At 30.6% G+C, this 19,889-nt stretch carries 16 protein-coding genes; 12 read left to right on the plus strand and 4 right to left on the minus strand.

Going from position 1 to position 19,889, the window contains the following annotated elements:
- Positions 1-21: 21 nt before the first annotated feature.
- From WG951_RS08195 to WG951_RS08210, 4 genes are all read left to right on the plus strand, one after another.
- A complete protein-coding gene (locus WG951_RS08195; protein WP_105050259.1) occupies positions 22-1,428 on the plus strand; it encodes an OmpP1/FadL family transporter in 1,407 nt (468 codons plus the stop codon).
- 127 nt (positions 1,429-1,555) lie between these two features.
- The gene (locus WG951_RS08200) at positions 1,556-2,464 is read left to right on the plus strand and encodes a NifU family protein (protein WP_105050258.1); all 909 of its coding nucleotides are present in this window, start codon (positions 1,556-1,558) and stop codon (positions 2,462-2,464) included.
- Between the two features lie 5 nt (positions 2,465-2,469).
- On the plus strand, positions 2,470-3,198 hold the full coding sequence (gene ubiE, locus WG951_RS08205) for a bifunctional demethylmenaquinone methyltransferase/2-methoxy-6-polyprenyl-1,4-benzoquinol methylase UbiE (RefSeq protein ID WP_105050257.1): 729 nt from the start codon (positions 2,470-2,472) through the stop codon (positions 3,196-3,198).
- A complete protein-coding gene (locus WG951_RS08210) occupies positions 3,198-3,914 on the plus strand; it encodes a porin family protein (protein ID WP_245893549.1) in 717 nt (238 codons plus the stop codon). Before ubiE ends, WG951_RS08210 begins: the two co-directional genes overlap by 1 nt.
- 66 nt (positions 3,915-3,980) lie before the next feature.
- Here the strand turns inward: WG951_RS08210 and WG951_RS08215 are convergent, their stop codons facing one another.
- The gene (locus WG951_RS08215) at positions 3,981-4,712 is read right to left on the minus strand and encodes a TrmH family RNA methyltransferase (protein WP_105050255.1); all 732 of its coding nucleotides are present in this window, start codon (positions 4,710-4,712) and stop codon (positions 3,981-3,983) included.
- A 69-nt stretch (positions 4,713-4,781) separates the two neighbouring features.
- Here WG951_RS08215 and WG951_RS08220 point away from each other — a divergent pair, with 69 nt between their 5' ends.
- The 7 genes from WG951_RS08220 (at position 4,782) to WG951_RS08250 (ending at position 15,258) form a co-directional block, all read left to right on the plus strand.
- Positions 4,782-7,292 carry a BamA/TamA family outer membrane protein gene (locus WG951_RS08220; RefSeq protein WP_105050636.1) on the plus strand — a complete coding sequence of 837 codons (2,511 nt, stop codon included), beginning with the start codon at positions 4,782-4,784 and terminating at the stop codon, positions 7,290-7,292.
- 101 nt (positions 7,293-7,393) lie between these two features.
- Positions 7,394-8,461, plus strand: coding sequence for a class II fructose-bisphosphate aldolase (gene fbaA / locus WG951_RS08225; protein WP_105050254.1), 1,068 nt, complete (start codon positions 7,394-7,396; stop codon positions 8,459-8,461).
- 166 nt (positions 8,462-8,627) lie between these two features.
- A complete protein-coding gene (gene accD, locus WG951_RS08230) occupies positions 8,628-9,485 on the plus strand; it encodes an acetyl-CoA carboxylase, carboxyltransferase subunit beta (RefSeq protein WP_105050253.1) in 858 nt (285 codons plus the stop codon).
- A gap of 157 nt (positions 9,486-9,642) precedes the next feature.
- A complete protein-coding gene (rpsO, locus tag WG951_RS08235) occupies positions 9,643-9,912 on the plus strand; it encodes a 30S ribosomal protein S15 (RefSeq protein ID WP_105050635.1) in 270 nt (89 codons plus the stop codon).
- Positions 9,913-10,198: 286 nt separating this feature from the next.
- The gene (locus tag WG951_RS08240; RefSeq protein WP_105050252.1) at positions 10,199-12,433 is read left to right on the plus strand and encodes a polyribonucleotide nucleotidyltransferase; all 2,235 of its coding nucleotides are present in this window, start codon (positions 10,199-10,201) and stop codon (positions 12,431-12,433) included.
- A gap of 121 nt (positions 12,434-12,554) precedes the next feature.
- Entirely contained in the window at positions 12,555-13,679 is a 1,125-nt protein-coding gene (gene folK / locus WG951_RS08245; RefSeq protein ID WP_105050251.1) for a 2-amino-4-hydroxy-6-hydroxymethyldihydropteridine diphosphokinase, read from the plus strand.
- Between the two features lie 67 nt (positions 13,680-13,746).
- On the plus strand, positions 13,747-15,258 hold the full coding sequence (locus tag WG951_RS08250) for an OmpA family protein (RefSeq protein WP_340916074.1): 1,512 nt from the start codon (positions 13,747-13,749) through the stop codon (positions 15,256-15,258).
- A 162-nt stretch (positions 15,259-15,420) separates the two neighbouring features.
- Here WG951_RS08250 and gldC read toward each other — a convergent pair whose 3' ends face one another.
- Positions 15,421-15,753 (minus strand): gliding motility protein GldC, encoded by a 333-nt coding sequence (gene gldC, locus WG951_RS08255; RefSeq protein ID WP_105050250.1) that lies wholly within the window; start codon positions 15,751-15,753, stop codon positions 15,421-15,423.
- Positions 15,753-16,712: a gliding motility lipoprotein GldB gene (gene gldB, locus WG951_RS08260; RefSeq protein ID WP_105050249.1), complete on the minus strand. Its 960-nt coding sequence runs from the start codon at positions 16,710-16,712 to the stop codon at positions 15,753-15,755. Before gldB ends, gldC begins: the two co-directional genes overlap by 1 nt.
- A 59-nt stretch (positions 16,713-16,771) precedes the next feature.
- Here gldB and nadE point away from each other — a divergent pair, with 59 nt between their 5' ends.
- On the plus strand, positions 16,772-17,560 hold the full coding sequence (gene nadE / locus WG951_RS08265) for an NAD(+) synthase (RefSeq protein ID WP_105050248.1): 789 nt from the start codon (positions 16,772-16,774) through the stop codon (positions 17,558-17,560).
- Positions 17,561-17,853: 293 nt separating this feature from the next.
- Here nadE and dnaG read toward each other — a convergent pair whose 3' ends face one another.
- On the minus strand, positions 17,854-19,872 hold the full coding sequence (dnaG, locus tag WG951_RS08270) for a DNA primase (protein ID WP_105050247.1): 2,019 nt from the start codon (positions 19,870-19,872) through the stop codon (positions 17,854-17,856).
- Between the last annotated feature and the right edge of the window lie 17 nt (positions 19,873-19,889).

Genomic DNA, 19,889 nt, shown 5'->3' on the forward strand with positions numbered 1-19,889 from the left:
GAATTACAAACAAATAGTAGTATGAAAAAAATCATAACAATAGCAACCTTATTTATAGTCTCTATTACATCTTATGCCCAATCTTTAGGATACCAAGATTTAGGTGTTTTATTTTCTCAAAATGATGATAATGGATCTGCGCGTTTTACATCTATGAGTGGTGCCTTTGGTGCATTAGGTGGCGATGTATCTTCTATAAACATAAACCCTGCTGGTATAGCCGTTTTTCAAAACAGCACATTTTCTGGAACGTTTAACTCTAGAAATACAAATATAAATACTAACTATTACGGAAATTCATTAAAAACAAAAGATCAATTTTTTAATCTTTCTCATGCGGGAGCCGTATTAGTTTTTGATAGTGCTTACAAATCTGATTGGAGTAAATTTGCCATTGGTTTTAACTACAGAATTACAAAAGATTTTGAAAACAGTTTTATAGCGCAAGGAAATAGTGGTACCGCTACATTTAGAGATTTTCCTTTAGATAACAACACACCTACCCTATCTTATGATATTGCTGATGAACAACGTTTTGCAAATAATTATGGTGGAGAAATATCCGAATTTAATGTTGCTTTTTCTTCTGTGCATCAAAATAGATTGTACCTAGGTTTAGGTTTAAATTTTTACGACCTAGATTTTAGTCAACAATCACTATTAACAGAATTTAATAATGATGGCAACGGTAATGATTTAGACGCAAATTATTATCAAGAAAACAGAACAATAGGAACTGGTTTTTCTGCTAACGCAGGATTTATTTACAAAGTAAATTCAAATTTTAGATTTGGACTTGCCTACCAAACTCCTACTTGGTACTCAGAAATAATTGAAAGCACAAACATTACAGAAAATGAGGGTAATAGAATAAATGAAATCCCCTTTTTTGGAGATACAGAAATAGCGGTTAGTAATAGTAATGACGTTTACGATAACACTTCTGGAGGATACTTTCCAACCCAAGAATTATTATACAAATTAAAAACACCAAGTAAATTAACCGCAAGTGCCGCTTTTATTTTTGGAAAAGATGGTTTAATCAGTTTAGATTACATTAATAGAAGCTATCAAAACATGAAATTGAAAGGTAGCAATTTTACTGATGAAAATCAATTTTTTGAAAATGATTTAAGAAACACACACTCTTTTAATTTAGGTACAGAATGGCGTTTTGATAGAGCTAGTGTTAGAGCTGGTTATAAATACGAGCAAGACCCAAGCAAATTCACTGAAGGTAAAAACAACCTAAAAGGTTATTCTTTAGGGGCTGGTTATAATTTTGGTGGCTTTAAATTAGATTTTGCTTTTAGTGATAACAATAGGACTAACTTATACAATTTCTACTCTGGATTTGACTCAGTAGACCCAGCATCATTAAAAATAGACAATAAAACAATTACAGCTACTGTTACTTTAAACTTGTAAGCTTTACCTATAAATTTTTATTCCGTTAAAAGAGAAAAAACAACTCTTTTAGCGGAATTTTTATTTATCATATCAAAACCAATTCTATTTCCCTTTTTTCCCTTAATTTTGCAATTCAATTTTTAGTATGACACAAGATATAAAAATTACCATTCAAGAAACTACAAACAATACCATTATAAAATTTAATACCAATCAAATTTTAATTAATGGAGGTAGTTACGAGTATAACAACATAGACGACGCTAAAAACTCTCCTTTAGCACAACAATTATTTTATTTACCTTTTGTAAAGAAAATTTTTATTACCGCTAATTTTATTGCGATACAACGTTACGATATTTTAGAGTGGATAGATGTTCAGGAAGAAGTAAAAGAACAAATAGAAGCTTATTTAAACGATAAAGGTGTTGTGGTAAATGAAGCACCAACTTCTAAAAAAGAAGCAATTGAAGTGTATGCAGAGGTTACTCCAAATCCTTCAGTTATGAAATTTGGAAGTAATAAGTCTTTAACACAAACCGATGTTGAATATAAAAATATAGACGAAGCGAGCAAATCGTCTCCTTTAGCGCAAGCTATTTTTAACTTTCCTTTTGTAAAAGAAGTATTTATTTCTGATAACTACATTTCTGTTACCAAATATGATATGGTAGAATGGAATGAGGTTTTTACAGAAGTAAGAACTTTTATCCGGGAATATTTAGTTTCAGGAAAAACCATTATTAAAGAACTACCATCAGAAGAAAAACCAAGTTCAGAAAATAAAGTTGAAGTACCAGAAGTAAAACTAGAAGGTATCTCTGCACAAATTTCTGACATTTTAGATGAATACATTAAGCCTGCTGTTGCTAGTGATGGAGGTAATATTGCTTTCCGTTCTTACGACGAAGAAAACAAGGTGGTACGTGTAGTTTTACAAGGAGCTTGCAGCGGTTGCCCATCATCTACAGCTACCTTAAAAAACGGAATAGAAAGTTTATTAAAAGAAATGTTACCAAATCAAATTAACGAAGTAGTAGCAATTAACGGATAAAAAATATGTCGAAAACAATCAAGCCTTATAAAAATTCAGCATTAGGAAAAAAAGAGCAAGTTGCTCAAATGTTTGATAATATTTCTGAAAACTACGATGGTTTAAACAGAGTTATTTCTTTAGGGATTGATGTTAAATGGCGTAAAAAAGTAGTAAAAATTATTGGACAAAACAATCCAAAACAAATTTTAGATATCGCTACAGGTACTGGAGATTTAGCAATTATGATGGCTGCTTTAAATCCAGACAGAATTGTAGGTTTAGATATTTCTGAAGGAATGCTAGAGGTTGGTAAACAAAAAATTGCAAAAGAAAATCTTTCTGATAAAATAGAAATGATTGTTGGCGATTCTGAAGAAATGCCGTTTGCAAACGACACTTTTGATGCGATTACCGTTTCTTTTGGCGTTCGTAATTTTGCAAATCTAGAGAAAGGAATTAAAGAAATAGCTAGAGTTTTAAAACCAACAGGTGTTTTGGTTATTTTAGAAACCTCTAACCCAACCAAGTTTCCTTTTAAACAGGGCTACAAATTATATACTAATTTATTTTTACCTGTTGTTGGTAAATTGTTTTCTAAAGATAAAGTTGCGTATTCATATTTATCAGAAACTGCAAATTCTTTTCCTTTTGGCGAAGCTTTCAACAATATTTTACAAAAAAATGGGTTTACACATACAGAAGATACACCAGTAACTTTTGGGGTAGCTACAATTTATACAGCAAGTAAATAATGATGAGTAAGAAATTTATAATATTCGGTTTTTTCCTTTTAACTTCTATTGCTTTTTATGCGCAAAGAGAAAAAGTTGAATACCTACCTACTTTTGATAAAAGAACATTGCATTATGGTTTTTATTTAGGCTTAAACCAAAATGATTTTAAATTTAGTTACAACAAAAATTCTGGAATACCCGATGCAGACATTACAATTGAAACTTCTGCTGGTTTTAATGTGGGGTTAATTGCCGATTTGCGTTTGCATAAAAATTTAAACTTACGTTTAGAACCAGGTTTAATGACCAATTCTAAGAAAATTTATTTTAATCATATAAAAAACTACAGCTCTGTGCCTTTAGATAGCGTTAGAGACGTTAGCTCTACCTATTTACATGTACCTTTAATATTTAAATTTAGTACAGACAGGTATAAAAACATTAGACCTTATGTATTAGGAGGAGTTTCTTATAACTATAATTTTTCTAGTAACGAAAATAACTCTGACGATAATGCCCAAGGACAATTTAGAATGAAGACTCATAACTTTATGTATGAGGTGGGCGTGGGAATAGATATTTACTTATACTACTTTAAATTCTCTCCTTCAATAAGAGGTGTATTTGCACTACCAAGTGAATTAAAGTACGATAAAGATGTTAATAGCCCTTGGACGGCACCCATAAATTATTTAGGAACTCGTGGTGTGTTTCTAACCCTTGCTTTTGAATAAAAAAAATTGTACAATTTAAAAATAGTTACCAAGTTATTCAACCTAAAATTATAGCATCCATAAATACTATACTCCACGTTTAAACTCACTCAATAAAATTGCCGTTGCAGTAGCAACATTTAAACTTTCTGTTTCTTGAGTCTTACCAAATCTAGGAATAGATATTTTATGAGAAATTAAGGTTTTTATTTCTTCAGAAACACCGTTTGCTTCATTCCCCATAATTAAGATACCATCTTTTGGTAAATTTGCTTTATATACATTTTCCCCATCCATGTCCGCAATAAAAGTAGCTAAATTCGTTTCAGACAAATAGTCAGTTAAATGTACATAGCGAATAGAAACCCTTGTTAAAGACCCCATGCTTGCTTGCACTACTTTCTGATTGTAACAATCTACCGTATCTTTAGAGCAAATTAATTCATCAACTCCAAACCAATCGCACAAGCGAATAATAGTACCTAGATTTCCCGGATCATTAATAGCATCTAAAGCAACTATTAAACCATTGTTTGTAAAAGGTTTTTCATCAGGAATCTTAAAAATCCCTAAAACTTTATTAGGTGTTTTTAGATTACTAATTTTCTTTAAATCAGTTTCAGACACCTGTACTACCTCACCACCTGAAACATCAAAAGTAAAATCATGAGTACAAAAAAGTGTTTCAAGGTCAAATGAAGAATTTAAGAGTTCTTGCACAACTTTTACCCCTTCAGCAATAAATAATTTATGCTTTAGTCTATACTTTTTTTGAGATAAACTTGTTATTAACTTAAGTTGATTTTTAGATATAGTCATTAATTGATTGTAATTGGAAATAAACCGGCGAAAAATACTATTTTTGAAATTGATAGCACTGCTAAATTAATGAAAAAACTTTCTTTATCATTTTTATTCTTACTCATTTTAGTTTCATGCAATTCTACAAAGCATGTAGCTGAAGATGAACACATGCTTACTCAAAATTATATTTATGTTGATAGCATTAGAAATAAAAGCAGCGATATTCAAAAATATATCCTTCAAAAACCGAATTCGAAGTTTCTAAATTTACCTGTAGGATTGTACTTTCATAATATAGGAAACCCGAATAAGCCAAAAACGCCCTCTGAATGGGGTGAAAAAAACCCTCGCTCTTATAATTTTATTAAAAATGTTTTTTCAGAAAAACAAAGTATTGCATACGCAAAATCTTTTATCGGCTTAAATAAATGGTTTTTAAATTACCAGGGTCCCGCAATTATTAGCGAGAGAAAAATAAAAAATACCGAAAATAATTTATTAACGTATTACAAAAATCAAGGTTATTTTAAATCTAAAGTTACCTCTAAAATAAATAAAGATTCTCTTCACAAAAAAGCAACTGTAACCTATAATATAAAAAGAGGCAGACCTACTCTACTAGACAGTATAAACTTTAAAATAGAATCTCCTGTATTAGATTCTATTTACACCAATTCTAGCACATCTTCTTTGTTAAAAACAGGCAACCAATACAATGACAAAATATTTAGAAACGAGGCTGGTAGAGTTTTAAAACTTTTTAGAAATAATGGTATTTATAATTTTACAGAATCTGCAATTGGTTTTTATGTAGACTCTACAAGGACAGATTATAAAACAAATGTAGATTTTTTAATATCAGGCAATAGATTAAAAGAAATAGAAGGAGCCTATATTAACACTCCATATAAAGTACAAAAAGTAACAAAGGTAAATGTTTTTACAGATTATTCTTTTGTAAAAAAAGGAGAAACACCATCTAATACTATTAATTATAAAGGAATCAATTTTTCAGCATATCGTAAGCTAAAATACAATCCAAAATATTTAGCACAATCTATTTTTTTAAAACCAGGCAGCATCTATAAAGATACATTAAGAAATTTAACAAGAAACCATTTAAAATCTCTTAAAAACTTTAAATCTACCAATATCAAGTTCAGCCAAATTTCAGGAACGGACAATGAATTAAAAATGGATATTTTTTTAACCCCTATAGAAAAATATACTTTAGGTTTCGAAACAGAAATAACACATTCTAATATTAGAAACATTGGTTCTTCTGCCAAGTTTTCTATAACCAATAGAAATGCCTTTAGAGGTGCCGAATTGTTAAAACTTTCTTTTTTAGGCTCTTATTTTAATTCTAACAGTGGCCCAGGTTGGGAAGCCGGAGTAGATGCTTCTTTAGAAATACCAAGATTTATTGCTCCTTTTGGCTTAAATAAATTAGTCCCTAAGGAAATGTCTCCAAGAACCTTATTTTCAATTGGATCTAGCTTTCAAAAAAATATTGGTTTAGACCGACAAACATTTACGTTTTTAACCGATTACAAATGGCAATTTAACGCCAAAAAAACAATTCAATTAGAAATTTTTAACACACAGTACATTCAGAATTTAAACATTGGTAGTTATTTTGACATTTACAGTTCTGAGTTTACTAACCTTAACAAAGTAGCAGAAGCTTACGATATTGCTAATAACACTACAACAAATTACCCACTTTCGTCCGATTTAAGCAACCAAGTAACAGAGGCGCTTTCTTTTATGGGTAAAGTAGCCGACAACACAACAGGTTTTAAAACTACAAATCCAGACGAATACAATACTGCTTTAAATATCTTAAACAGATATAATATTATAACATCAGATTTCTTAATACCTGTTCTTGCCTATTCCTATACATTTAACAGTCAAACAAACTTTAACGATAATAATTTTTCATTTTTTAAAATTAGGGTTGCAAATTCTGGAAATATATTAGGGCTACTATCAAAAAAAACAAACGCAAATAATAAAAAAACATTTGCAAATATCCCCTTGGCACAATACTTTAAAACAGACTTTGAGTACAAACAATTTTGGGACGTTGGTGACAACTCTGTTTTAGGTTTTAGAACATTTTTAGGAGCAATAATTCCTTACGACAATTCAGATATTCCTTTTACAAAAAGCTACTTTGCAGGAGGCTCTAACGATATTAGAGCATGGCAAACATACGAATTAGGCCCAGGAAGCACCAACACGGGTTTAGAATATAATGTAGGTAGTCTTAAATTCTTAACAAGTGCAGAATATAGGTTTGATGTAGTTAGCAAACTAAAAGGAGCCTTATTTATAGATGCAGGAAATATATGGGACATAACCGGATCTGATTTTGTTGATGAAAAATCGAAATTCAATAATTCATCATCTTTAAAAGATATTGCCATTGGTTCTGGTTTTGGCGCAAGGTTAGACTTTAATTTTTTAATACTACGCTTAGATGTTGGTTTTAAAACATACGAACCTTATTTAACTGGAAATAAATGGTTTAAAAACTACAACTTTGCCAACGCCGTTTACAATATTGGTATCAACTACCCCTTCTAAAATCTACTACAAAGCCTATAACGTTTTCGTTATTTTATGTTTATATTCACCTGTATTTTTAGTACTTTTGATGAGTAAATTAATGATAAAAAAAAATAACCATGAGTCATAATATTAAACCTGGAGTAGCAACAGGAAAAGAAGTTCAAGAAATTTTTAAGCTAGCTAAAGAAAAAGGATTTGCATTACCAGCAGTAAATGTTATTGGTTCTGACACAATAAATGGTGTTTTAGAAACAGCAAGAGATTTAAATGCACCCGTAATCATTCAGTTCTCAAATGGTGGAGCTCAATTTAATGCAGGTAAAGGATTGTCTAACGAAGGAGAAAAAGCAGCTATTGCAGGTGCTGTTGCCGGAGCCAAACACATTCATGAATTAGCTGTAGCTTACGGAGTACCAGTAATTTTACACACAGACCACTGTGCGAAAAAATTATTACCTTGGATAGACGGTTTATTAGATGCTTCGGAAAAACATTTTGAAGAAACAGGTAAACCTCTTTATAGTTCTCATATGATTGATTTATCTGAAGAACCAATCGAAGAAAATATTGCAATTTGTAAAACATATTTAGCTCGTATGAGTAAAATGGGTATGACTTTAGAAATTGAATTAGGTATTACAGGTGGTGAAGAAGATGGTGTAGACAACTCTGATGTAGATGACTCTAAACTATACACACAACCAGAAGAAGTTGCTTTTGCTTACGAAGAATTATTAAAAGTTTCTCCTCAATTTACAATTGCAGCAGCATTTGGTAATGTACATGGTGTATACAAACCAGGAAACGTAAAATTAACTCCAAAAATCTTAAAAAATTCTCAAGAATTTATTACAAAAAAATATGGTGTAGAAGAAAATCATATCGATTTTGTATTTCACGGAGGATCTGGTTCTACTTTAGAAGAAATTAGAGAAGCAATTGGTTACGGTGTTGTTAAAATGAATATTGATACAGACTTACAATTTGCATTTACAGAAGGTATTAGAGACTACATGCAAAGTAAAGCAGCTTATTTAGCAACTCAAATTGGTAATCCTGATGGAGCAGACCAACCAAACAAAAAATACTACGACCCAAGAAAATGGTTACGTGAAGGTGAAGAAACTTTTAAAACACGTTTAAAACAAGCCTTTACAGACTTAAATAACATTGATACTTTATAAAAAGTTATCATTTTAAATAGAAAAAAAGAGCACTTTGATACTATCAAAGTGCTTTTTTTTATGACTTTAGACATCAAAAAGGGTACTTTAAATAAAAAACTTTTACATTTGTGCTTCCAATTTATTTTTTGATAAATTAGAAAGAACATAAAACAAAACAACTAGTATGGCTTGGTTTAAAAGAACGGATAAAGGAATACAGACTTCAACAGAAGATAAAAAAGACACTCCAAAAGGGTTGTGGTATAAAACACCTAGCGGAAAAATAATAGATACAGAAGAATTAAAAAGAAACTTGTATGTAAGTCCAGAAGATGGATACCATGTAAGAATTGGTAGTAAAGAATATTTCGAATTGTTTTTTGACGAAAACAAGTTTAAAGAATTAGATGCAAACCTTACATCTAAAGACCCTTTAAAATTTGAAGACACCAAAAAATATCCAGACAGATTAAAAGCAGCCCAAGAAAAAACAAAATTAAAAGATGCCGTTAGAACTGCAGTAGGTTTATCCTTAGGAAAAGAGATTGTAATTGCAGCCATGGATTTTGCTTTTATTGGAGGATCAATGGGGTCTGTTGTTGGAGAAAAAATAGCAAGAGCTATCGATTATTCAATAAAAAATAAGATTCCTTTTTTAATGATTTCAAAATCAGGTGGAGCAAGAATGATGGAAGCTTCATTATCATTAATGCAATTAGTTAAAACATCTGCAAAATTAGCACAATTAGCAGAAGTTAACATCCCTTACATTTCATTATGCACAGACCCAACAACAGGAGGTACTACAGCATCTTATGCCATGTTAGGCGATATTAACATTGCAGAACCAAATGCATTAATTGCTTTTGCAGGACCAAGAGTAGTAAAAGACACCACAGGTAAAGATTTACCTGAAGGGTTTCAAAAATCAGAATTTGTTTTAGAACATGGGTTTCTAGATGCAATTTACGAACGTAAAAACTTAAAAAAACAAGTTAATTTGTATATCGATTTAATACAAAACATACCTGTTAGATCATAAAACAAAAAGCTAGCATTTGCTAGCTTTTTCTATTTTACAGCAAAACAATTAAAAGAACAACTTCGGTAGCATTTCTATTTAAAAAAATAATTATATATTTGCAGCTTCAATGAAATCTATCATTGATATACATAATAATCATTTAAATAATATTGGAATGTATTTAACTAAAGAAGTAAAAGAAAGCATCTTCGAAAAACACGGTAAAGGAAAAAACGATACTGGTTCTTCAGAAGGTCAAATTGCATTATTCACTTACAGAATTAACCATTTAACAGAACACTTAAAAAACAATCGTAAAGATTATAATACAGAGCGTTCATTAGTAATGTTGGTTGGTAAACGTAGAAGTTTATTAGATTATCTAAAGAAAACTGATATTGTAAGATATCGTGAAATAATTAAAGAATTAGGAATTAGAAAATAATTCTTACAAAAAGAGGCTCTATAAACGTGCCTCTTTTTTTTTACAATAAATCCTTGTAGCTTGCTACAAAATAGTAAATTTGTATTCCCTATTAAAAGGAATTAAAAAAATAATATATTCTGACTAACAAACAGAATTTATATAAAAAAGGTTAAATTTATTAACCACTATTTCTGTAAAAAGCAGAAAAAAAAATCAAAAATAGTAACAGCATTTTTGAATTTCCATTGTAACAACATACAACAACACAACAACAAACAAATTAAAAAAATTAGAATTAAAATTTATGATTCCAAAAGTATTTAGAGAGGTTATAGACCTTGGAGATGGAAGAACCATCTCGTTAGAAACCGGTAAATTAGCGAAACAAGCGCACGGTTCTGTTGTTGTTCAAATGGGAAAAGCAATGTTATTATGTACAGTTGTTTCTAATTACAAACAATCAGACGTTGATTTTTTACCACTTACAGTAGATTATAGAGAAAAGTTTGCTGCTGCAGGTAGATATCCTGGAGGTTTCTTTAAAAGAGAAGCAAGACCAAGTGATGGAGAAGTATTAACAATGCGTCTTGTAGACCGTGTTTTACGTCCATTATTTCCAAAGGATTACCACGCAGAAGTACAAGTTATGATTCAGTTAATGTCTCATGATGAAGATGTTATGCCAGATGCATTAGCAGGTTTAGCAGCTTCTGCAGCTATACAATTATCAGATTTCCCATTCGAATGCCCTATCTCTGAAGCAAGAGTTGGTCGTATTAACGGAGAATTTGTTATCAACCCTAACAGAGCGCAATTAGCAGAATCTGACATCGATATGATGATTGGAGCCTCTGCAGATTCTGTAATGATGGTGGAAGGTGAAATGGATGAAATTTCTGAAGAAGAAATGGCAGATGCAATTAAATTTGCCCATGAAGCTATTAAAGTACAATGTGCTGCTCAAATTAAATTAGCAGAAGCTTTTGGTAAAAAAGAAACAAGAGTATACCAAGGAGAAAGAGAAGATGAAGAATTAGCAGCTAAAATAAATGAACTTACTTACGATAAGTGTTATGCAATTGCTAAAAAAGGAACTTCTAAAGTAGAGCGTACAAACGCATTTGCTGAAATAAAAGAAGAAGTAATAGCTTCTTTTACAGAAGAAGAATTAGAAGATTACGGAGATTTAGTGAGTAAATATTTTAATAAATCTCAAAAAGCAGCTGTTAGAGAATTAACTTTATCTGAAGGTTTACGTTTAGACGGACGTAAAACAACAGACATTAGACCAATTTGGTGTGAAGTAGATTATTTACCATCTGTACATGGTTCATCAATCTTTACTCGTGGAGAAACGCAAGCATTAGCAACCGTAACTTTAGGAACATCAAGAGATGCAATGAAAATAGATATGCCATCTTACGAAGGTGAAGAAAATTTCTATTTACACTATAACTTCCCTCCTTTTTGTACAGGTGAAGCAAGACCTTTAAGAGGAACATCTCGTAGAGAAGTTGGGCACGGTAACTTAGCACAACGTGGTTTAAAAGGAATGATTCCTGCAGATTGTCCTTATACAGTGAGAGTAGTTTCTGAAGTTTTAGAGTCTAACGGCTCTTCTTCTATGGCAACTGTTTGTGCAGGTACAATGGCATTAATGGATGCTGGTGTAAAAATGATTAGACCTGTATCTGGTATTGCAATGGGATTAATTTCTGATGGAGACCGTTATGCAGTTTTATCTGATATTTTAGGCGATGAAGATCACTTAGGAGATATGGACTTTAAAGTAACTGGTACTACAGAAGGAATCACTGCTTGTCAAATGGACATTAAAGTAAAAGGTCTTTCTTACGAAATTTTAGTAAACGCACTAAAACAAGCAAGAGATGGACGTTTCCATATTTTAGGAAAAATTACTGATACTATTGCAACTGCAAACGGAGAAGTAAAAGATCATGCTCCGAAAATGATAAACAGACGTATCCCTAACGATATGATTGGTGCATTTATTGGACCATCTGGTAAACATATTCAAGAATTACAGAAAGAAACAGGAACTACAATTGTTATAACTGAAGACGCTGTAACCGAAGAAGGAATTATTGAAATTTTAGGAACCGATCCAGCAGGAATAGAACAAGTAATTGCTCGTATAGAGTCAATGCTATTCAAACCACAAGTTGGTAGCGCTTATGAAGTTAAAGTAATTAAAATGTTAGACTTTGGTGCTGTAGTAGAATATGTTGAGGCTCCAGGAAACGAAGTTTTATTACACGTAAGTGAATTAGCTTGGGAACGTACAGAAAACGTAACCGATGTAGTAAACATGGGTGATGTTTTTGATGTGAAGTACTTTGGACTTGACCCAAGAACTCGTAAAGAAAAAGTTTCTAGAAAAGCATTGTTACCAAAACCAGAAGGTTATGTAGCAAGACCACCTAGAGATGACAAACGTTCTGGTGGACGTGATAACAGAAGCAGAGATAATCGCGGACGTGATGACAGAAAACCAAGAGCACCAAGAAAAGAAGAATAAATATCATGCTGAACTAGTTTCAGTATCTTATTCATAATTTTAAAAATCGCCAATTAATTTTGGCGATTTTTTTTGTTTATAGCTAATTATCTAAATGCTTTTATTTTCTTTGTATCGCTTTATGAAAATACATCGAACAACATATTTATCTTTAGGAACAAACCAAGGTAATAAAATAGAAAACCTACAAAATGCTATTAATTTAATAGATGATGGCATTGGTGTAATTCAAAAAATATCATCAATATATAAAACGCCTTCTTGGGGCTTTGATGGAGATGATTTCTTTAATATTTGCATCAAAATTTCTACCAATCTACAACCTGAAGCCTTAATGAGTTCTCTATTAAAAATAGAAAATGATTTAGGAAGACAGCGCTCTTCTAAAGAAGGATACCAAAATAGAAACATAGATATAGATATCTTGTTATACGATAATGACATACTCTTTTCTAAAACACTAATCGTTCCACACTCTAAAATGTTGCAACGAAAATTTGTAATGATTCCATTAGCAGAAGTAGCTCCAACCGTTATTCATCCAACAGAAAAAAAACAAATTGATGACTGTTTACAAAATTGCAATGACACTTCAGACATCACAAAAATAAAAGACAAATTACAAAGACCAATTCCTATTTCCGAAAAATACAATTATATAGCAATAGAAGGAAATATTGGAGCCGGTAAAACTTCTTTAGCAAAAATGATTTCTGAAGAATTTAATGCTAAAATGGTTTTAGAACGTTTTGCTGACAATCCTTTTTTGCCAAAATTTTACGAAGACAAAGAACGATATGCATTCCCTTTAGAGATGAGTTTTTTAGCCGACAGATATCAACAACTAACCGATGACTTAGCACAATTCGACTTATTTAAAAACTTCATTGTATCGGATTACTATATCTTTAAATCTTTAATTTTTGCGCAAGTTACATTACAAAAGGAAGAATACCTTTTATACCGTAAAATGTTCGATTTAATGTATAAAGAAATTACAAAACCAGATCTTTATATTTATCTATATCAAAACACAGATCGACTATTAGAAAATATTAAAAAAAGAGGTAGAGATTATGAACAAAAAATAGAACCTAGCTATCTAAAACGAATACATAACGGTTATAAAAGTTTTATTAAAACTGAAAAAAGTCTAAATTTATTAGTTATAGATGTATCAGAAATGGATTTTGTAAATAATAAAGAAGACTATAGTAATATTGTTAACAAAATAAAGCATTTCTAATAAAAAAAAATTATATTTTTGCGGGAATCATTCCCCTGTATTGTTTAAAACAAAAAATCAAATTAAAATGAGGAGAATTTATTTATTTATTCTATTTAGTACTATTATTATTGCTCAATCTTTTGGTCAATCTAATGATGGCAAAATTATTCACAAAGATAGTACAGATGTAAAAGTTACAGATGTTATTAAAGAGAGTAACACATGGGCTATTGGAGGTGGATTTAGTAATTTTATTATGCATGGAGATTTACGCTCTATTGGTACCAGTGATGATACTAATTATTGGAATTTTGGAGGGTATGTTTATGTAGATAAAATGTTTAATCCAATATTAGGATTAGAATTTAAAGCTACCTACAACAAAATGTCTGGTGGAGCTCAATATTTTTCTAACACATACAGTCTTGCTTACGTACCAAATGGTGTTATTAGAGACAACATGAAATTTGAAGGGAGCGCTTATGGTGCAGAATTAAACTTAATTGTAAGTTTTTCTAACCTTTATAGAAGAGACACAAGAAATTGGAATATTTCTGGATACTTTGGTGTTGGATACCACCAATACGATTCTGCTTTATTTGATAGATTAGCAGATGGTTCTTACGTAAAAATCTCTGATGCAGATTTTGGATATAACCCAGCCAGAAATAGTGTAAGTGAAGCAAGTTCTATCTATTTATCTACACAATTAGGTATTAAAAGAAGAATAAGCAGACGCTTAGATGTTGAGTTTAGAACAGGAATGTACTTTAATAATGAAGATCATTTAGACGCAGCAATTTCTGACAAACAAAACTGGGAAAACTTTTTTGTTACTAGTTTAGGGGTTGTTTTAAAATTAGGAAAGAAAAAAGAATACATCATTTGGGCTAAAGATCCAGTTCCTGGAGATCAATTTAAAATTATTGACACAGATAATGACGGTGTAATGGATCAATTAGATGTAGAACCAAACACACCTAAAGGTGCAATGGTATATGGTAATGGTCAAGCTGTAGATGCAGATAAAGACGGATTACCAGATTATAAAGATAAATGTCCTTTAGAGTATGGTCCTGTTTCAAATGAAGGTTGTCCTTTAAACGAAGATTCAGACGGAGATGGTGTAATGGATGCAAAAGATTTATGTCCAAATACTCCTGGTCCTGTAGAAAACAGAGGATGTCCTAAGCAAGAAGCCGTACCTCCAGTTAATATTACGCAACAAATTGGATTATTAGCAACTAGTATTTATTTTGATACCAATAGCGATAAAATTAAATTAATTTCTTACAGTACTATTGATCAAATTATTATGTTAATGAAAAAAATACCAGATGTTAAATTTGTTATTGAAGGTCATACTGATGATAGAAATAGTGATAAATACAACTTGTACTTATCTCAAAGAAGAGCAGAAAGTGTAAGAAAATACATGATTAAGCAAGGTATTGCTAATGACAGATTAACACCTAAAGGTTATGGTGAATCTAGACCTAAATTCTCTAACGCTAATGCTGGCGGAAGACAATTAAACAGAAGGGTTGAAATTAAACCAATTGATGCAATTGGACCTGTAGAAAGAATTGATGAATAATTAATTTATCTTATAAAAAAGGGGAGACTACAATGTAGTCTCCCCTTTTTTTTTTTGATGAGATTTTAGTTTTTAAAAGATTAAATAAACTCTTGTAAGCACAAAAAAATAAGGTTATTCAAATTAATTGAACAACCTTATTTAATAAGAATAATATTTTACTTATTTCAACTCTAATTTTTCTGCAAAGTAATCACAAAAATCTCTCATAGTTGCACTCATTTTTTGATCATCTGTTGCACGCTCAAAAGAATTTGCCATAGAAACTAATGTTTGATGATAAAATTGTTTCATCTCATCTATAGGCATATCTTTTGTCCATAAATCCATACGTAAAGTATCTTTTTTCTTATGATCCCATACGGAAATCATAATAGCTTTTGATGCTTCATTATGTATATCTCCATCTTTTGCTGTCCAAGAAATTTCTTCAGGAACTTTGTTTTCGTCTAAACCAATTTCGAAATTAATTTGTGAATTATGTTTTACTGACATTATTTTTTAGGCTTGTATTTTGATTTTTTGAATAACTCTTCAGAATCAATTATTAATAATTCTTGCAAAGATACATCATTATTTTGCATATATGACCTCACTATTTGCCATCCTAACCACACTCCTATTCTTCCTGGAGATTGCGTATCGTTCTGTAAGTAGAACTTAGAAAAAGGAGCATTCTCTAAAAATCTTTTATTTAACTTTGTGTCTGTGCTAAATAACAATTTCTTTTCAATAAAATATTTCCAAATATCCGTTTCATTAGCAAGTACCCAATCCATTTTTTCTTTTGAATATCCTATTTTTAATTTATCTGAAATAATTGGTAAATATAAATCTAATAGGTACATCTTTTTCCCTTCATAAATCATCTTATCCATAAAACTTCTTTTAGGTAAAGACACTAATTGTTTTTTTATGATAGAATTTGCAACATCAACAATTATGTTTTCTTTAGTATTATTCTCTTTAATATACTTTGGATAATCTGAATAAAATTTATGTGTTTTTCCTAAATAAACATCTAAAGAAATAAACAACAAACTATCTGCATAAATAACTCTATTAACATAGTCAATGTTAGAAATCATTGTAACTACCTTAGGTGCTTTAAAGTTGGTATTGTAATATTTAATATGCTTAAAAAGATCTAATAACTCTATTTTTAATTTAGAAACATCTTTATACAACTTTTGAGTTTCACTAAATAATTCCTGTTCATCTTTATTATTTAACTTAGCAATTGCCAAACTATCTGTAAATGCTTTTGGAAACAAATACGGATACTTTTTTTTAAGAATTGGTAAATCATTTTCTGTTGAATTATAAAAATCAGCTTCGTATCTTTTTACCGAAAAATCAACATTTATAGTTGAAACATCAATTTGATTATTTTTTTTATCAGAACATGAAAAAAACATACAGAAAACCATTAAATTCATAAAATAAAATCTCATATTCTTTGTATCTTAGTCTTTATATTTAAGAACGCTAAAAATACTAAAATAGTTTATCAATGAAGACGGAAAAGGTTGCCGAATATATCATAAAATGGTTAAAAGAATATGCTGAAAATGCAAAAGTAAAAGGATTTGTAATTGGAATTTCTGGCGGAATTGACTCTGCTTTAACATCTACCTTGTGCGCAAAAACTGGATTTCCTACTCTATGTGTAGAAATGCCCATTCACCAAGCACCTAGTCAGGTTACTAGAGCACAAGAACATATTACCCAGTTAAAAAGTAATTTTAAAAATGTATCTGATGTAAAAGTTGATTTAACATCTACTTTTGAAGATTTTAAAAACGTAATACCAAACGTAGCTCCTTCTGCAACGGTAGATTTATCACTTGCAAACACTAGAGCAAGACTTAGAATGACTACTTTATATTATTTAGCAGGTTTACACGGTTACTTAGTGGCTGGTACGGGTAATAAAGTAGAAGATTTTGGTGTTGGTTTTTACACAAAATATGGTGATGGAGGTGTAGATTTAAGTCCTATTGCAGATTTAATGAAATCTGAAGTTTATGAATTAGCTGCTTTTTTAGGAGTACCAAATTCTATACAAGAAGCACAACCAACAGATGGTTTATTTGGAGATAGTAGAACAGATGAAGATCAAATAGGAGCTTCTTACGATGAACTGGAGTGGGCTATGAATATGCAAGAGTTAGGGAAATCTGAAGAAAATTTTGAAGGAAGAAATCAAGAAGTCTTTAAAATTTACTCAAGATTAAATAGAATTAACCAACATAAAATGTTACCAATTCCTATTTGTGAAATACCAAAAGAAATAAAATAAAATTCTTATATAAAAAAACCTTAATTTGGTTAAATTAAGGTTTTTTTAAAGACTTTTGTTACAAAATATTTGCCGCAACCATCATTTTTTTAATCTTCATGTAAGCTCTTTTCTTAGAACCTTTCGAGATTTCAAATGGTAGCAATATGAATAACTGAATAATCTTTAGTAATTGTAATAGTGTTTTCATAGTAATATTGGCTTTTCTTTCTGCGGGTGCAATATACAATAATTCTATCTAATTATAAATTGCAACTACGGGGTTAAACACCCTATTTTACAATTTATTAATATTACACTACTCTGTTCAATTTTTCAAAAAGCCTCATTTTCAGACTTGTATAGTTTTTTATAACTTCTAAATCTATAGTAGCCCCTTGGTTTTTAACAGCGTCATCCATCAACTCCTCTATCTTTTCACCAATTAACACTCTTCTTAAATTATAAACAACATCGTTTACATCTTTTGCTAAAACTTCTAAGGCAGATTTAACTTCTATGTTTTGACCTTCCCAATCACTTAACTGTCTATTTGGATTTTCTTTCTCCATTAAAATAGAAGTTACAATGGTAGAAATCTCAGAATTCTTATGATTAATTAAACCATCAATATCTAATTTTTCTAATTGGTTTAATTGATGAATTATCTCTGTATAAATTTCTTGAAAAAGCGGATTAGAAAATTCTATTTCATCTTCATGCAAATGCACATAAATTTCTGCTGAAACTGTATTTTCATATTTTCTTGTACCAATCTCTTCTCTTCCTTCTTCATCTACATGAATAACTTCTTCTACAAACTCTACCTCTTCGTTACCGTATAAAAGTAAAATTTTAATAATTTCATTTTCTAAAATTGAAAGTTGATCAATTTTTTGAGAAGTAGCAGCTCCTCCTTTTACCAATCCCATTTTACCTTTACCTTGCTCCATAAAATATCCAGGAGGTGGCTGATTTGGGTCTTCTTGAGTATTATTTTGCTGTCTGCTAACTTTACTTTTTTCTTGCGCTCCTTTTTTTAATAACTGTGCCAATTCACTAAACAAAACACGTTCAGAAATATCCATAATTCTAGAACATTCTTGCACATAAACTTCTCGTTGAATGCCATCTGGAATTTTAGAAATACTGGTTACAATGTCTCTAATAACGCCTGCCTTTTTAATAGGATCGTTGTTAGAATCTTTTAATAAAAGAGATACTTTAAAATTGATAAAATCTTGTGCTGAATCTTCTAAATATTTCTTTAATTCTGCATTTGAGTTTGCTTTAGCAAAACTATCTGGATCTTCGCCATCAGGAAATTGAACTACTTTTACGTTCATTCCTTGCTCTAAAATTAAATCGATACCACGAATAGAAGCTCTAATACCTGCTGCATCTCCATCAAAAAGTACCGTAATATTTTTGGTTAGTCTGTTTATCAATCTAATTTGATCTGGAGTTAAAGCGGTACCAGAAGAGGCCACCACATTTTCTACACCAGATTGATTAAAAGAAATTACATCTGTATATCCTTCTACCAAAAAGCAATTGTCTTGTTTGGCTATTTCTTTTTTTGCTTGGTATAATCCATATAAAATTTTACTCTTATGGTAAATATCACTTTCTGGTGAATTTAAATATTTGGCTGCTTTTTTATCCGCAGTTAAAATACGTCCTCCAAAACCTAAAACTCTACCAGACATAGAGTGAATCGGAAACATTACACGTCCTTTAAAACGGTCGAACTGCTTGTTTTCTTTTACAATGGTTAATCCTGTTGATGCCAAAAACTTTAAGTCGTATCCTTTTGCTAAAGCTGCTTTTGTAAAATTATCCCATTCATCAATACAATACCCTAATTCGAACTTTTTAATAGTTTCATCCGTAAAACCACGCTCTTTAAAGTAAGACAACCCTATTGCTTTTCCTTTATTGGTATTTAACATTACATTATTAAAATAATCTTTGGCAAAAGTAGAAACCAAGAACATGCTTTCGCGTTCATTCATATGCTCCTTCTCTTCAGAAGTTTGCTCTGTTTCTTCTATTTCTATATTGTACTTTTTTGCCAACCACCTTAGAGCTTCTGGATACGTATAATGTTCATGTTCCATTAAAAAGGAAACAGAATTACCTCCTTTACCTGTAGAAAAATCTTTCCAAATTTGTTTTACGGGAGACACCATAAAAGAAGGCGATTTTTCATCTGTAAAGGGGCTTAACCCTTTAAAGTTACTTCCTGCTTTTTTAAGCTGAACAAATTCACCAATAACCTCTTCTACTCTTGCAGTTTCAAAAATGCGGTCTATGGTACTTCTTAATATCATGAATTTAATTTATTGGA

Origin of the sequence: Polaribacter butkevichii, from assembly GCF_038024105.1 — a bacterium.
GTDB classification, from domain to species: domain Bacteria; phylum Bacteroidota; class Bacteroidia; order Flavobacteriales; family Flavobacteriaceae; genus Polaribacter; species Polaribacter butkevichii.